11 protein-coding genes are annotated in these 14,523 nt (G+C 59.5%); 3 read left to right on the top strand and 8 right to left on the bottom strand.

The genetic code is table 11. The features are described from left to right. Positions 1-153: 153 nt before the first annotated feature. A complete protein-coding gene (gene metH / locus ACQZ5G_RS13775) occupies positions 154-3,927 on the top strand; it encodes a methionine synthase (protein WP_448736569.1) in 3,774 nt (1,257 codons plus the stop codon). 69 nt (positions 3,928-3,996) lie between these two features. On the opposite strand, the gene ACQZ5G_RS13770 is transcribed toward metH, so the two are convergent. Both ACQZ5G_RS13770 and ACQZ5G_RS13765 read right to left on the bottom strand, forming a co-directional pair. Continuing rightward, positions 3,997-5,328: an MFS transporter gene (locus tag ACQZ5G_RS13770; RefSeq protein WP_448736570.1), complete on the bottom strand. Its 1,332-nt coding sequence runs from the start codon at positions 5,326-5,328 to the stop codon at positions 3,997-3,999. Between the two features lie 78 nt (positions 5,329-5,406). Then, positions 5,407-6,183, bottom strand: coding sequence for an AAA family ATPase (locus tag ACQZ5G_RS13765; protein WP_448737056.1), 777 nt, complete (start codon positions 6,181-6,183; stop codon positions 5,407-5,409). A 342-nt stretch (positions 6,184-6,525) separates the two neighbouring features. Between ACQZ5G_RS13765 and ACQZ5G_RS13760 the strand changes: the two genes are divergently transcribed. Continuing rightward, on the top strand, positions 6,526-7,173 hold the full coding sequence (locus ACQZ5G_RS13760; RefSeq protein WP_448736571.1) for a hypothetical protein: 648 nt from the start codon (positions 6,526-6,528) through the stop codon (positions 7,171-7,173). A gap of 28 nt (positions 7,174-7,201) precedes the next feature. Here the strand turns inward: ACQZ5G_RS13760 and ACQZ5G_RS13755 are convergent, their stop codons facing one another. From ACQZ5G_RS13755 to ACQZ5G_RS13730, 6 genes are all read right to left on the bottom strand, one after another. Continuing rightward, positions 7,202-8,245, bottom strand: a complete 1,044-nt coding sequence (locus ACQZ5G_RS13755) for a zinc-dependent alcohol dehydrogenase family protein (protein ID WP_448737057.1) — start codon at positions 8,243-8,245, stop codon at positions 7,202-7,204. A gap of 95 nt (positions 8,246-8,340) precedes the next feature. After that, entirely contained in the window at positions 8,341-9,399 is a 1,059-nt protein-coding gene (locus ACQZ5G_RS13750; RefSeq protein WP_059756572.1) for an ABC transporter ATP-binding protein, read from the bottom strand. Between the two features lie 13 nt (positions 9,400-9,412). Continuing rightward, positions 9,413-10,195 carry an ABC transporter permease gene (locus tag ACQZ5G_RS13745; protein ID WP_080851329.1) on the bottom strand — a complete coding sequence of 261 codons (783 nt, stop codon included), beginning with the start codon at positions 10,193-10,195 and terminating at the stop codon, positions 9,413-9,415. Continuing rightward, positions 10,192-11,076, bottom strand: coding sequence for an ABC transporter permease (locus tag ACQZ5G_RS13740; RefSeq protein ID WP_059756575.1), 885 nt, complete (start codon positions 11,074-11,076; stop codon positions 10,192-10,194). Before ACQZ5G_RS13740 ends, ACQZ5G_RS13745 begins: the two co-directional genes overlap by 4 nt. 101 nt (positions 11,077-11,177) lie before the next feature. Next, complete coding sequence (locus ACQZ5G_RS13735) at positions 11,178-12,284, bottom strand: ABC transporter substrate-binding protein (RefSeq protein WP_269829096.1); 1,107 nt, start codon at positions 12,282-12,284, stop codon at positions 11,178-11,180. 291 nt (positions 12,285-12,575) lie between these two features. Continuing rightward, positions 12,576-13,454 carry a MurR/RpiR family transcriptional regulator gene (locus ACQZ5G_RS13730; RefSeq protein ID WP_003522811.1) on the bottom strand — a complete coding sequence of 293 codons (879 nt, stop codon included), beginning with the start codon at positions 13,452-13,454 and terminating at the stop codon, positions 12,576-12,578. A 175-nt stretch (positions 13,455-13,629) separates the two neighbouring features. On the opposite strand from ACQZ5G_RS13730, the gene ACQZ5G_RS13725 reads away from it, so the two are divergent. Further along, positions 13,630-14,403: an N-formylglutamate amidohydrolase gene (locus ACQZ5G_RS13725; RefSeq protein WP_003522810.1), complete on the top strand. Its 774-nt coding sequence runs from the start codon at positions 13,630-13,632 to the stop codon at positions 14,401-14,403. Positions 14,404-14,523 lie beyond the last annotated feature (120 nt).

The following is a 14,523-nucleotide window of genomic DNA, read 5'->3' as shown; positions in this document are numbered from 1 at the left end:
TTGCTGTATAAACCTGTCATCTGTCAGCGATATTTCGTAACGTGCTGCAACTGCGCAAAGCCATGCCTGTCCCTTGAAGATATATTGACATAAACATATCTTTATGTGACTTGACGGCTTGCGATCTTGCAAATCGAAATGAGGAGTATGCCCGTGTTTGACGACCTGTTTGGCCCTGAAGGGGCAAAGCGCGACGGCGCGGAAATTTTCAAGGCGTTGCGCGATGCCGCCAGCGAACGCATCCTCATTCTCGATGGCGCCATGGGCACGCAGATCCAGGGTCTGGGTTTTGACGAAGACCATTTTCGTGGCGATCGTTTTATCGGCTGTGCCTGTCACCAGAAGGGCAATAACGACCTTCTGATCCTGACCCAGCCGGATGCCATCGAAGACATCCATTACCGCTACGCCATGGCGGGTGCGGATATTCTCGAAACCAACACGTTTTCTTCGACACGTATCGCGCAGGCCGATTACGAGATGGAAAACGCCGTCTACGACCTCAACCGCGAGGGTGCCGCGATTGTCCGCCGCGCCGCCCAGCGCGCCGAGCGGGAAGATGGCCGCCGCCGTTTCGTGGCGGGCGCCATCGGCCCGACCAACCGCACTGCCTCCATTTCGCCTGACGTCAACAATCCCGGTTATCGCGCCGTCAGCTTCGACGATCTGCGTATCGCCTATGGCGAGCAGATTGATGGCCTGATCGATGGCGGGGCCGATATCATCCTGATCGAGACGATTTTCGATACGCTGAACGCCAAGGCGGCGATCTTCGCCTGCGAGGAGCGTTTCGAGGCCAAGGGCATCCGCCTGCCGGTGATGATCTCGGGCACGATTACCGACCTTTCCGGCCGCACGCTTTCCGGCCAGACACCTTCGGCGTTCTGGAATTCGGTGCGCCACGCCAATCCCTTCACCATCGGCCTGAACTGCGCGCTGGGTGCCGACGCCATGCGTCCGCATCTGCAGGAGCTTTCGGATGTGGCCGATACCTTCGTCTGCGCCTATCCGAATGCCGGCCTGCCGAATGAATTCGGTCAGTACGACGAAACACCTGAGATGATGGCGCGTCAGGTCGAGGGCTTCGTTCGCGACGGTCTCGTCAACATCGTCGGCGGCTGCTGCGGTTCGACGCCGGAGCATATCCGGGCGATTGCGGAGGCTGTCAAAGGCTACAAGCCGCGCGAAATTCCCGAGCACAAGCCCTTCATGTCGCTTTCGGGCCTTGAGCCTTTCGTGCTGACCAAGGACATTCCCTTCGTCAATGTCGGCGAACGCACTAACGTCACCGGCTCGGCCCGTTTCCGCAAGCTCATCACCGCCGGTGATTATACGGCGGCGCTGGCTGTCGCCCGCGACCAGGTGGAAAACGGTGCGCAGATCATCGACATCAACATGGATGAGGGTCTGATCGATTCCGAAAAGGCGATGGTGGAGTTCCTGAACCTCATCGCCGCCGAGCCGGATATCGCCCGCGTGCCCGTGATGATCGACTCATCCAAGTTCGAGATCATCGAGGCCGGCCTGAAATGCGTTCAGGGCAAATCGATCGTCAATTCGATTTCGCTGAAGGAAGGCGAGGAGAAGTTTCTACAGCAGGCGCGGCTCGTCCATAATTACGGGGCGGCGGTCGTGGTCATGGCCTTCGATGAGGTCGGGCAGGCGGATACTTACGAGCGCAAGGTCGAGATCTGCTCGCGCGCCTACAAGCTCTTGACCGAGAAGGCAGGCCTGTCGCCGGAAGACATCATTTTCGACCCCAACGTCTTTGCCGTTGCGACTGGTATCGAGGAGCACAATAATTACGGCGTGGATTTCATTCAGGCCACTAAGACCATCCGCGAAACCATGCCGCTGACGCATATTTCCGGCGGCGTGTCCAACCTGTCCTTCTCCTTCCGCGGCAATGAGCCGGTGCGTGAGGCGATGCATGCCGTGTTCCTCTATCACGCCATTCAGGTCGGCATGGATATGGGCATCGTCAATGCCGGGCAGCTTGCGGTTTACGACAATATCGATCCGGAACTGCGTGAGGCCTGCGAGGACGTGGTGCTGAACCGCCGCGACGACGCGACCGAGCGTTTGCTTGAAGTGGCGGAGCGTTTCCGTGGCACGGGTGCAAAGGATACGAAGGTGCAGGACCTTTCCTGGCGCGAACTGCCGGTTGAGAAGCGGCTGGAACATGCGCTGGTCAACGGCATTACCGACTATATAGAGGCCGATACGGAAGAGGCGCGCCAGAAGGCGGAGCGCCCGTTGCACGTCATCGAAGGGCCGCTGATGGCCGGTATGAACGTTGTCGGCGATCTCTTCGGCTCGGGCAAGATGTTCCTGCCGCAGGTGGTGAAATCCGCCCGCGTGATGAAACAGGCCGTTGCCGTGCTTTTGCCTTACATGGAAGAGGAAAAGCGCCTGAACGGCGGCTCCGAGCGCAGCGCTGCCGGCAAGGTACTGATGGCGACCGTGAAGGGCGATGTGCACGATATCGGCAAGAATATCGTTGGCGTCGTTCTCGCCTGTAACAATTACGAGATCATCGATCTCGGCGTCATGGTGCCGACGACGAAAATTCTCGAAACGGCGATTGCCGAAAAGGTGGATGTGATCGGCCTTTCCGGGCTCATTACCCCGTCGCTAGACGAGATGGTGCATGTGGCCGCCGAAATGGAACGGCAGGGTTTCGATATCCCGCTCTTGATCGGCGGCGCAACGACGAGCCGTGTGCATACGGCGGTGAAAATCCATCCGCGTTATGAGGCGGGCCAGGCGATCTATGTCACCGACGCCTCACGCGCGGTAGGCGTCGTGTCGGCGCTTCTCTCCGCCGAGCAGAAGCCCGCTTATATCGACGGTATTCGCAGCGAATATGCCAAGGTGGCGGAAGCGCACGCCCGCAACGAGCGTGAAAAGCAGCGCCTGCCGCTTACTCGCGCCCGCGAGAATGCGCACAAGATTGACTGGTCGACCTATAGCGCCGTCAAGCCGCAGTTCTTCGGCACCAAAGTGTTCGAGACCTACGACCTTGAGGAGCTTTCTCGCTATATCGACTGGACGCCGTTCTTCCAGACCTGGGAATTGAAGGGTCGTTTCCCGGCTATTCTCGATGACGAGAAGCAGGGCGAGGCGGCGCGTCAGCTCTATAGCGATGCGCAGGCGATGCTGAAGAAGATCATAGACGAGAACTGGTTCCGGCCCCGCGCAGTGATCGGCTTCTGGCCGGCAAATGCTGTGGGCGACGATATCAGGCTGTTCACGGATGAAAGCCGTAAAGAAGAACTGGCGACTTTCTTCACGCTGCGCCAGCAGCTTTCGAAGCGTGATGGACGTCCCAACGTGGCGCTCTCCGATTTCGTTGCGCCTGTTGATAGCGGCGTTGCCGATTATGTCGGCGGCTTCGTGGTAACGGCTGGTATCGAGGAAGTGGCGATTGCCGAGCGTTTCGAGCGGGCCAATGACGATTATTCGTCCATCCTCGTCAAGGCGCTGGCCGACCGTTTCGCGGAAGCCTTTGCCGAGCGCATGCATGAGCGGGTGCGCAAGGAGTTCTGGGGTTATGCACCGGACGAGGCTTTTGCTGGCGAGGAGCTGATCGGCGAGGCCTATGCCGGTATTCGCCCGGCACCTGGTTATCCGGCCCAGCCGGATCATACCGAAAAGAAGACGCTGTTTGCCCTGTTGGATGCCACCAATGCGGCGGGTGTGGAGCTGACGGAAAGTTATGCCATGTGGCCGGGCTCCTCCGTCTCGGGCATCTATATCGGCCATCCCGAGAGCTATTATTTTGGTGTCGCCAAAGTGGAGCGCGATCAGGTTCTCGATTATGCGCGCCGCAAGGATATGCCGGTGGAAGAGGTGGAGCGCTGGCTCGGTCCTGTCCTCAACTACGTGCCGACGAATGGTGCTGAGGAAATCGACAGCGCGGCCTGATGTTCCGGTGTGCTGCCATTCAATAAAAAAGCGCGGGTCTTGCCCGCGCTTTTTGCATTTACTCGGTGTTTAAGACCGTAACGCCGCCAGTTCCTCGATGCCGACATGGCTTTCCACCTCGCTGCCGCGCAGATAGAGATAGAGGCCAATGGCGAAGGCGAGGACGGCGATGAAGACCAGATACCAGGCATGCGCCATGGGATTGACGGCAAGCGCCGTGGTCACGCCAATCGGCGTCAGCCCGCCGAAGACGGCATAGGAGACGTTATAGGCGAAGGAGAGGCCGGAGAAACGGACCGACGCCGGGAAGGCGCGGACCATGACATAGGGCACCGCACCTGCCATACCCACTGACAGGCCCATGACACCATAAAGCACGAACATGGTCTGAAGCGATGTGCCGGCATAGCTGTAGAAGGTGAAGGTAGCGATGCCGAAGAAGATGCTGGCACCCATGAAGAAGATGCCAGAGCCGACGCGGTCGATCAGGGCGCCGGCGATGATGACGCCGAAGATCAGGAACAGCGTGCCGAAGCTGGTGCCGGCCAGTGCCTGCGTCGGGGTGTAACCGTAAAGCTTCTGCAGGAAGGTGGCCGTCATCAGCGTGGTGACGACGATGGCCGCCGACAGGACCCAAGTCAGCAGGGCAGAGATGATCACGCCGCGCATATGGTGCTTCAGCACGAGGCCAAGCGGCAGCTTGTCCGTCAGTGACTTCGACTTTTTCATTTCCATGAAGATCGGCGTTTCTTCCAGCCAGCGACGCAGATAAACCGCGATGAGGCCGAAAATGCCGCCGAGCAGGAAGGGAATGCGCCAGGCGTAACCGGCCACGTCTTCCGGTGTGAAAAGCGAGTTGATGGCAAAGGCTATCAGTGACCCGAGCATGATGCCGAAAGAGAGGCCTGATGTCAGGAAGCCGCAGGCGAGGCCGACGCGCCGGAAGGGCACATGTTCGGCAACGAAGGTCCATGCGCCCGGTACTTCACCACCGATGGCCGCGCCCTGCAGCATGCGCAGGATGATGAGCAGGATGGGGGCGGCCACGCCGATGGTCGCATAGGTCGGCATCAGCGCCATGCCGAGGGTCGAGAGCGCCATCAGCAGGATGGAGAAGGCGAAAACCCGTTTGCGGCCGTAACGGTCGCCATAATGCGCCAGCACGATGCCGCCCAGTGGCCGCACCAGATAACCGGCGGCAAAGATGCCGAAGGTCTGGATCATCACCAGCCAGTCGGGCATCTCCGGTGGAAAGAACAGATGGCCGATGACGGTGGCGAAAAACACGAAAATGATGAAGTCGTAAAATTCGAGCGCGCCGCCCAGGGCCGAAAGTCCGAGTGTCCTGAAATCCTGGCTGTTGAGGGGCCGGGCTGCCGCCGGTGTGGTGGTGGGAGACATGAGCCTGCTTCTTTTCTAAATTACGTAGTACTTACGGGCATGCGGCAAGCGCGGCGCGATTTCAAGCCTTATCGACGCTCAATCGCTCAGGTATTTCGAGGGACGATCAAGAAAGCGGCGCAGGAAGCTGATGTTTTCCAGCTCGTCATAAAGGCGCTCGGTGATGCCGTCCGCGTCGAAATGATAGATCGTGGCTTCGGGAATGGCCAAAAGCACCGGCGAATGGGTGGCGATGATCAATTGCCCGCCGCCATCGGCGGCGTCACGGATAAGGGCCGCCAGTTCGAGCTGCTTTTGCGGCGAAAGCGGGCTTTCCGGTTCGTCGAGAAAATAGAGGCCGGCGCCATGCAGCCGCTGTTGCATGATATCGAGAAATCCTTCGCCATGCGAACGCCGGTCGATGACATTGTTCCTGACGATCCTGCGAAACGTATCCGGGGTTTCTTCCGGAAAGTCTTCGCCCTTCTTGAGCGCCTTTTCCCGCTCCCAGCGAAAATCGTCCAGCGCGTCCTCGTTCTGCCGGCGGATATAACCAAGCACGTCTTCCGCGCGCATGAACATGCGGATTTTCGGATATTTCTTGCGGGCGAAATAGAAGGACTTCGCCACGGTCTCGGCATGCTGAAGGTAGAGGTCGCCGGCAACCTGACCATGATTGCCGATGGCATAGGCCGTCATTCCCGCCGCCAGCCCTTCCAGCAGCGTCGATTTGCCGGAGCCGTTATTGCCGGCAAAAAAGGTGATCGGCGTCTTGAATTCGAGGCGTTCCAGATGGCGCAGCGCCGGAACGGAGAAGGGATAGTCGTCTCTTCCGTCCGGGCTTTCCTTCATGGTTACGCTGTCGAGAAACAGCATGTCGCGGTCCTTGCCAGTAAATCCATCCTGTTCGGAGGCGCTGCGCCCTGGCGCATCGTCCGGGCTCGGCATTGAGGTGTGTGATTGTGCTTCGAGTTTAACGCGGTGCGTGGTCTGCGCCAATGGCGTGGGCTTATGGCAGTATCAAATCTTCAGCGCTGATCTTTGTAATAATTTAGTGCATTATAAAATAATAATTCAGAATTATTGATTGTATAGTCATTTAAATTACTGTTTATCCGGTTGGTCATCATGTAATTAAAAGATTATTTTGAGTATAAACTTCACATTAATGCAGTCATGTCAATCGTCGTTCATTCTCGTTGCTGTTGTGGGGAATGAATGAATTATATTGCGCTATTTTCTGCCGCTGCTCTGTTTTCCGCGATATTCGCGGGTGAGGCGGAGGCGCGGAAGGTTCGAGTCTTTGCCATTCCCGGATTTGGCGGCGGGGAGACGATCGATCTCGTCTACGATCTGCCGAACACCGCAGCTTTCCTTCGCGAGGGAAAGGCGCTCGATCTCGGTTATCTGAACAGCGACAATGGCAGCGGCTATGTTCTTTATCAAGGCGACCGTTATACCAAGCTCAGCGATGCGGATATTGCGAGGCTGAAGGCGACGCTTGGTTTCGATCCGACGACCAAACACCGCATGGAACGGGCGGCCTGGAAGGAGGAGAGCAGTCGCTGGGGCTTTGTGGTTTTCATCGCCGTGCTGGTGGTCGGTTTTTTTGTGTTCATCCACAAGGGGCTGCATCTCATCCGGTGGCTCGCGCGATCCTTGACGACGCCTGCCGCTGCTGCTGCTGACAATGGCTCGGCGGACGAGGTTTTCGATCCGCTGGAGGTTCGCAAGAAGCAATTGGTGAAACGCCAGTGGAGCGACAGCCAGACGGATCATACCGCGCGCAGCCCGGCACCATCGACGGTGCAGGCATCTCCCCGGACAGGCGGCCCGGCCCGGTCTTTCGGACGCAGGAACGCCTGAGGCGAAGATTAATGGCTGCGACCGTCGATCATTCGAACCGGTCGATGATGCTGATGCCGCTTTCCTTGAAACTGTCCATGGCGGGCAGGGCGGTTGCGGCCTCGGTCAAGGAAATGTGACGGCCGATCAGTTTTTCGGGCGCAAGCTTGCCGCTTTCGATCATCGCCAGCATGTCCTGGTAACGCCAGGCCTGCATGCCGTGGCTGCCGTAAATCTCCAGTTCATGTGCGATCACACGGGCCATGGGAATGGCGGGCATGGCGTGGTCTGCCAGCATCAGCCCAACCTGCACATGGCGGCCGCGCCGGCGAAGGTTGCTGATGGAGTTGCAGCAGGTCTGCGGGTGACCGAGCGCATCGATCGAGACATGCGCGCCGCCACCCGTTACCTCGCGAACCGCCTCGGCAACATCGGCAACCGCGCGGCTGTTGATGGTGGCGGTCGCGCCGAGCTGCCGCGCAAGTTCGAGCTTGTCTTCGGCAATGTCGATGGCGACGACCTGCGCGCCGAGGCCAGCGCCGATCATGATGGCGGAGAGGCCGACGCCGCCGCAGCCGTGGACCGCCAGCCATTCGCCGCCCTTCAGGCGTCCCTGATCGGTCACGGCCCGGAAGGAGGTGGCGAAACGGCAGCCGAGGCCGGCAGCGGTGGCGTAGCTCATCGTCTCAGGCAGATGCACGAGGTTCTGATCGGCATAATCGATGGTGACATATTCGGCGAAGGAGCCCCAATGGGTGAAGCCGGGCTGGAACTGCGCCTCGCAGACCTGCTGGTTGCCGGAGCGGCATTCATGGCAATGACCGCAGCCGGAGACAAAGGGCACGGTGACGCGGTCGCCGGTCTTGAAGTGGGTGACGTTTTTGCCGACGGCGGCGACCACGCCTGCGAATTCGTGGCCGGGAACGTGCGGCAGGCGGATATCCGGGTCATGCCCCATCCAGCCGTGCCAGTCGCTGCGGCAGAGGCCGGTCGCCTTTACCTCGATGACCACGCCGCCATCGGTCGGTTCCGGGTCGGGCAGGGACGCAACAACCGGGGTTTCGCCGAACAGTTCGTAAAAAAGCGCGCGCATCATGGCCTCACATGGTTGGTATGCAGGTTCGAAGTCATACCTGCTCTACCATGTCCGGCAAATGGGCGAAGCGGTTTTGCGTCTGGAAAAGCGCTTCAGTCCTTGATGACCATCAGGTCGCCGGCAGCGAATTTCAGCGTCACCTGCTCACCGACGGCGGGCGGTGCTGTGCCGGGATCGTTGAACATGTCGAAAGACAGGGTCGAGCCGCCGAGATCGAGGCGGGTGCGGATGACGGAGCCGAGGAACTGGCTGGAGGTGACGAGGCCGGAAATGGCGACATCGCCTTTCGCATCGCCGCCGAGCGAGCCTGCTTCCGGTCGCAGGGCAAGGGTGATTTTTTCGCCGTTCGCCGCATCGACCGGCTTGTGCAGGGTGATCTGCTGCTCTCCGACACGGATGGTGTTGGATGAGGAATCGACCACGGTGGCGTCGATCAGGTTCAGCGTGCCGACGAAGGAGGCGACGAAGCGGGTCGCGGGCTTGTTGTAGATATCGAAGGGGGAGCCGATCTGGTCGGCGCGGCCGCCATTCATGACGACGATGCGGTCGGAAATCGACAGGGCCTCTTCCTGATCGTGGGTCACGAAAATGGTGGTGATGCCGAGTTTCTGCTGAATCTGGCGGATTTCCTCACGCAGCGACACGCGGATCTTGGCATCAAGCGCGGAGAGCGGCTCGTCCAGCAGAAGCACTTCCGGCTTCGGTGCGAGCGCGCGGGCGAGCGCCACGCGCTGCTGCTGGCCGCCCGACATCTGGTAGGGGTAACGGTCCGCCAGATGCTCCAGATGGATGAGCTGGAGCATTTCCTTCACGCGGGCGTCGATCTCGGCTTTCGGCTTGCCGGCGACTTTCAGGCCGAAGGCGACGTTTTCATAGACATTCATGTTGGGGAACAGCGCATAGGCCTGAAACACCATGCCGATATTGCGCTGGTTCGGCCTGAGCGCCGTCTGGTCCTTGCCGTTGATGACGATCGATCCGCCGGTGGGGATTTCAAAGCCGGCGATCATGCGCAGCACGGTGGTCTTGCCGCAGCCCGACGGCCCAAGGAAAGAGACGAACTCGCCCTTTTCGATGGCCATGTTGAAATCATGCACGACCTGCACGGAGCCGAAGGATTTCTTGATGTTGCTAAGTGTCAAAAAGCTCATGAAAATATTGTCCTCAGGCCTTGGGAGGCGCGCCCTTCTGGTAGCGTGAAACGAGTTGGATCAGACCCAGGCAACCCCAGGTGATGCCGAAGGAAATCACGGCAAGTGCGGCCGGTTCATAGGCGCGGTTGGCGCCGAGCAGCTGCATGTAGGGGCCGAAGGCCGGGCGGTTCAAAAGGGCCGCCATGGTGAATTCACCGATGACGATGGCGAAGGTCAAAAACGCACCTGACAGCACGGCGACCAGAACATTGGGCAGGATGATGCGCGAAAGGATGGTCGTCCAGCCCGCGCCGAGGCTCTGCGCCGCTTCTGTCAGTGTTGCGACATCGATGGTTCGGAGGCCGGTATCGACGGCGCGGTACATATAGGGCAAGGCCAGTGTGGCATAACCGAACATCAAAAGCAGGTTGGTGCCGAAGCTCGTGCCGGTCAGTGGCAGCCAGCTCGAGGTGTTGTAAAGTCGGATATAACCGAAGACGATGACGATGGCCGGGATGACCAGCGGCAAAAGCGTGATGAATTCGATATAGGGGCGCAGGCCCGGCAGTTTCAGGCGCACCCAATAGGCGGTCGGCACCACCAGCAGAACCCCGAAGACGATGGTGAACAGCGCCATCACCACCGAATAGCTGAAGGTTTCCTGAAAGCGCGGGTCGGTGAGCACCTTGCCATAGGCGTCGAAGGAATATTCTCCGCGCCGCATTTTCAGCGAGAAGTTGGTCATGCCGATCAGCGGCAGGGCGAAATAGAGCAGGCCGAAGACCAGCGCACCCCAGGCGAAGAAACGCTTCATTTCAGCCACCTTTCGCTGCGGGCGCGCAGCCAGATGTAAAGTGCATTGGCAAGGCCGGTGACGACGATCATGCCGAAGGCAAGCGCGTAACCGAGATGCGGATTACCGAGAACGTCGCCGCGAATCTGCGCAAAAAGCAGGATCGGCACGATGTTGAGCGAGGAGCCGGTCAGCGCAATTGCGGTCGCCACTGCGCCGAAGGCATTGGCAAACAGCAGCGACATGGTGCCGAGCAGCGACGGCAGCAGGATGGGGAAGGCCACCATGCGCCAATATTGCAGGCCGGTTGCGCCAAGGATTTCCGCCGCCTCGCGCCATTCGCGCTTCAGCCCGTCCAGCGCCGGCGTGATGATGAGGATCATCAGCGGTATCTGGAAGAACAGATAGGTGACGGTCAGGCCCCAGAAGGACAGGATGTTGAAGCCGAGCAGCCTCAGATCGATGCCGATCTGCGTCTTCAGGAAGACGGTGAGAAGGCCGACCGGGCCAAGCGTGGCGATGAAGGCGAAGGCGAGCGGCACGCCGGCGAATTGCGAAGCGACGCCGGAAAAGGTCAGAAGCGGCCCGCGAATGCGCTGCGGCAATCCGCCCAGCACCACGGCGGCGGCGACGGCAAAGCCGATCAGGCAGCCGAGAGCTGCCGAGGCGAGGCTGATCTTGATCGAAATCCAGTAGGCCGCGAGAATGGAAGAGGTGAAAAGCCCGGCGATATTTTCCAGCGTGAAGCTGCCATCGGCGTGCTGGAATGCGCCGATGACGATCTTCATCGTCGGCATAATCAGAAACAGCAGAACAAAAACGGCAAAAGGTACGACACCAATCCAGTGCAGCGGCAGTTTCCTGCCCGCGTCGGATGGTCCGCCGGTGTTGGTTGATGGCATCCTTGTCCCCAAACGCCGTTTTCAAACGGTCTGTATATAAAGGTCTACATCATAAAAGAAGCACCCCGGCTTTTGATCGGCCGGGGTGCATTTTCAACAGTTTACTTCACGTTTGCGCCGACAACGCTGTCCCAGCCACCGGTGACGGCAGCCTTGTTGGCATCGACTTCCTCGAGTGTCGGGAAGATTGCCTTTTCATAGGCTGCTGCCGGCGGCAGGCTGTCGATCAGTTCCTGCGGAACCTTGCCGGCCTTGACCATGGCGTTGAAGCGGATCGGGTGGCAATAGCCCTTCAGCCAGCCGAGCTGACCGTCGTCGGAGTAGAGGTGCTCCATCCACAGCTTGGCAGCGTTCGGATGCGGCGCGTAAGCGGAAATGCCCTGAACGTAGACGCCGGCCAGAACGCCCTTCTCAGGGACGACAACTTCTGTCGGCGGGTTGTCGTTCAGCGTCTTCTTCCAGGAAAGGGCGTTATAGTCCCAGGCGACGATGATCGGGGTTGCGCCCTGTGCCAGCGTGCCGGCCTTGCCGATAACCGGCAGGAAGTTGCCGGCCTTGTTGAGATCGGCGAAATATTTCAGGCCGGCCTCACCGGCTTCCTTGCCGGACTTCGCGCCCGTGGCAAGACCGGCGGCGAGAACGCCGAGGATAGCCTGGTTGGAGGCGCGCGGGTCACCGGCGAGCGCTACCTGACCGGAATATTCCGGCTTCAGCAGGTCGGCCCAGTCCTTCGGCGTGTTCTTGACGAGGTCCTTGTTCACGAACATCGACATGACGCCGTAATAGTCGCCGTACCAGTAACCGTCGGCATCCTTGACGTTGTCAGGAATCTCGGACCAGGTGGAAACCTTGTAGGGCTGCAGCAGGCCTTCGGCCTTCATCTGCGGGCCGAAGGCGAGACCGACGTCGACGACGTCAGGCGCCTGCGGGCCCTTATTGTCCTTGTTGGCCTTTACCGCTTCGACTTCGTCGGCGGAGCCGGCGTCGGGGTTCAGTTCGTTGACGGTGATTTCCGGATATTTCGCCTTGAAGGCGGCAATCACGTCGCCGTAACCGCACCAGTCGTGCGGCAGCGCGACGGTGGTCAGCATGCCTTCCTTCTTGGCGGCGGCGATCAGCTCGGCGCTCGGTTCAGCGGCGGCAATTGCGGTGGAGGCGATGACCAGTGCAGTGGTCGTAGCGAGCAGTCGGCGGCAGTGAGAGATCACTTTTTTCTCCTCTTCGTGTTCTCATATTGCGGACGCTGATACGGATTCTCGATGAAGCTAATGTGACGGCTGGATTGCAATTTATTTATCCGGATTCCGTCACTTTACGCCCGTTTTCCGCCATCACCCGGCTTTTTGCCTGCAATTGCGGGAGATTCCCCTCATGATCCGTGGTGGCCAGATATGTTCCCCAGCTTGGTTTCTTATCCTGTTTTATCGTGCTGGTAGCGATGACAGGTATCCAATCAGCGTGCGGCATCCGCGTCAAGCAAGTTGCCCGGCTATGTAGTTTCATGTCCTGTCCGGCCTGCGGAACAGCCGCGTCTGTTCGAACAGGCCTTCCAGTGCATTCATGCGTTCCCTGGTCTCATCCCAGGTGCCGTTCTGCACCGCTTCGATCAACGCTTCGACCACGAACAGCGTGACGACCGAGGAGTCCCATGCCGAGGGAGCTTCGATCCTGACGCGGAAAGTGTGCAGCGCATGGCGCGCCACCGGCGATGTCCATTGATCGGTGAAGAGAATGATCTGCACGCCGTTTGCCTTGGCCACTTCGGCCAGCGTCGTCATGTCGTGCTCGTAACGGCGGATGTCGAAGATAACCAGTATGTCGCCGGCGCTCATGTTCAACATATATTGCGGCCAGGCGCTGGAATTCGACGACATCAGCGTCGTCTTCGGCCGGATCACCTGCATATGGGTGAAGAAATATTCGGCAATCGCGCCGGTGATGCGTCCGCCGACGAAATAGATGCTGCGCTTGCGGTCGGAAAGCAGCGCTGCGGCATTGTCGAAGACGGCGGTGTCGAGATCGCTCAGCGTATCGCGCAGATTGCCGGTGATGGCATCGGCAAAGCGGTTGAGGATGTGCAAGCCGGGCGCATTGGTTGCCCAGCGGTCATGTTTGGCGATGGGGCCGGAGATCGTCGCTTCCAGTTCCTGGTGCAGATGCGCCTGAAATTCCGGGTAGCCCTTGTAGCCGAGCTTCTGCACCATGCGCGCCACCGTCGGCGTCGAAACGCCGGCATTTTCCGCAATGGTGGTGATGCTGCCGAGGCCGGAGACGGGGTAGTTGCCGAGCAGGCTCTCCGCCAGCCGTTTTTCCGAACGGGTCAGTGCGTCGTAATGGGCATGAATGACATCCGACACGGTCGCCGTCGTGCTGCGCAAATTTTTCCCCTTCCGGTCTTCTGCCGGTGCATGGCTAAAATAAACATCTGTGCCAGCTATTGAGTCAATGGGAAAATGAAGAGAAAATTTCAAAATTCCATTTGACACTCGCAATAATGTGAAGAATTCTTTTCGGCGTTGACGGAGCGACGGGGTTTCCGGGCGGGGTTCGTGCATGACGGTGCGGTCACGGTTTTTCACAGAAGCGGAAGGGCAGGCCGTCGGCATCGAGAATGCTGCGGCGAAGGGCGACGTCCTTCTCGTCTGCGAACATGCCTCCGCCACCATTCCGCAGAAATTCGGCACACTGGGTCTTTCGCCGGAGGTGCTTTCGAGCCATGCGGCCTGGGATCCGGGCGCTCTGGCCGTTGCCCGGCTGCTTTCGGAAAAGCTTGACGCCACGCTCGTTTATCAGCGGTTTTCGCGTCTCGTCTATGATTGCAACCGACCGCCCGAATCGCCTTCCGCCATGCCGGTGAAAAGCGAGATTTACGATATTCCCGGCAATTTCGATCTCAGCGAAGCGGAACGGTTCGCCCGCACCTCAGCACTTTATGTGCCGTTTCATGACCGGGTGAGCGAGATCATCGCCGCGCGGCAGGCGGATGGCCGTAACGTGGTGGTGGTGACCATCCACAGTTTCACGCCGGTCTATCACGGCCGGTTCCGAAAGGTTGAGATCGGCATCCTGCACGATACCGACAGCCGCCTCGCGGATGCGATGCTGGCGGGCGCCGAAGGGTCCGCGCTCACGGTCAATCGCAACGATCCCTATGGCCCGGAAGACGGCGTGACGCATACGCTGCGGCTGCATGCGCTGCCGGATGGGCTTTTGAACGTCATGATCGAGATCCGCAACGATCTCATCACCAATGAAGGAGAGCAGGCGGCAATCGCCGGTTTTCTTTACGAGCTTATGGGGAAGGCGCTCTCATCGATCGATGAGTGAGGGAGCTATGGCCGGCCGATGGTGAAAACACCGGGGTCGGCTGCCAGATGAGACTGCCGACATTCAAGGAAAGCCGGAAAGGCATGAGGCGGCAAGGGAACAGCAAGTGCGTGCGGCACA

This window comes from Agrobacterium sp. 22-214-1, from assembly GCF_053522465.1.
The sequence above is the reverse complement of the archived record's forward strand: the minus strand, read 5'-3'. Positions and strand labels throughout refer to the sequence as shown.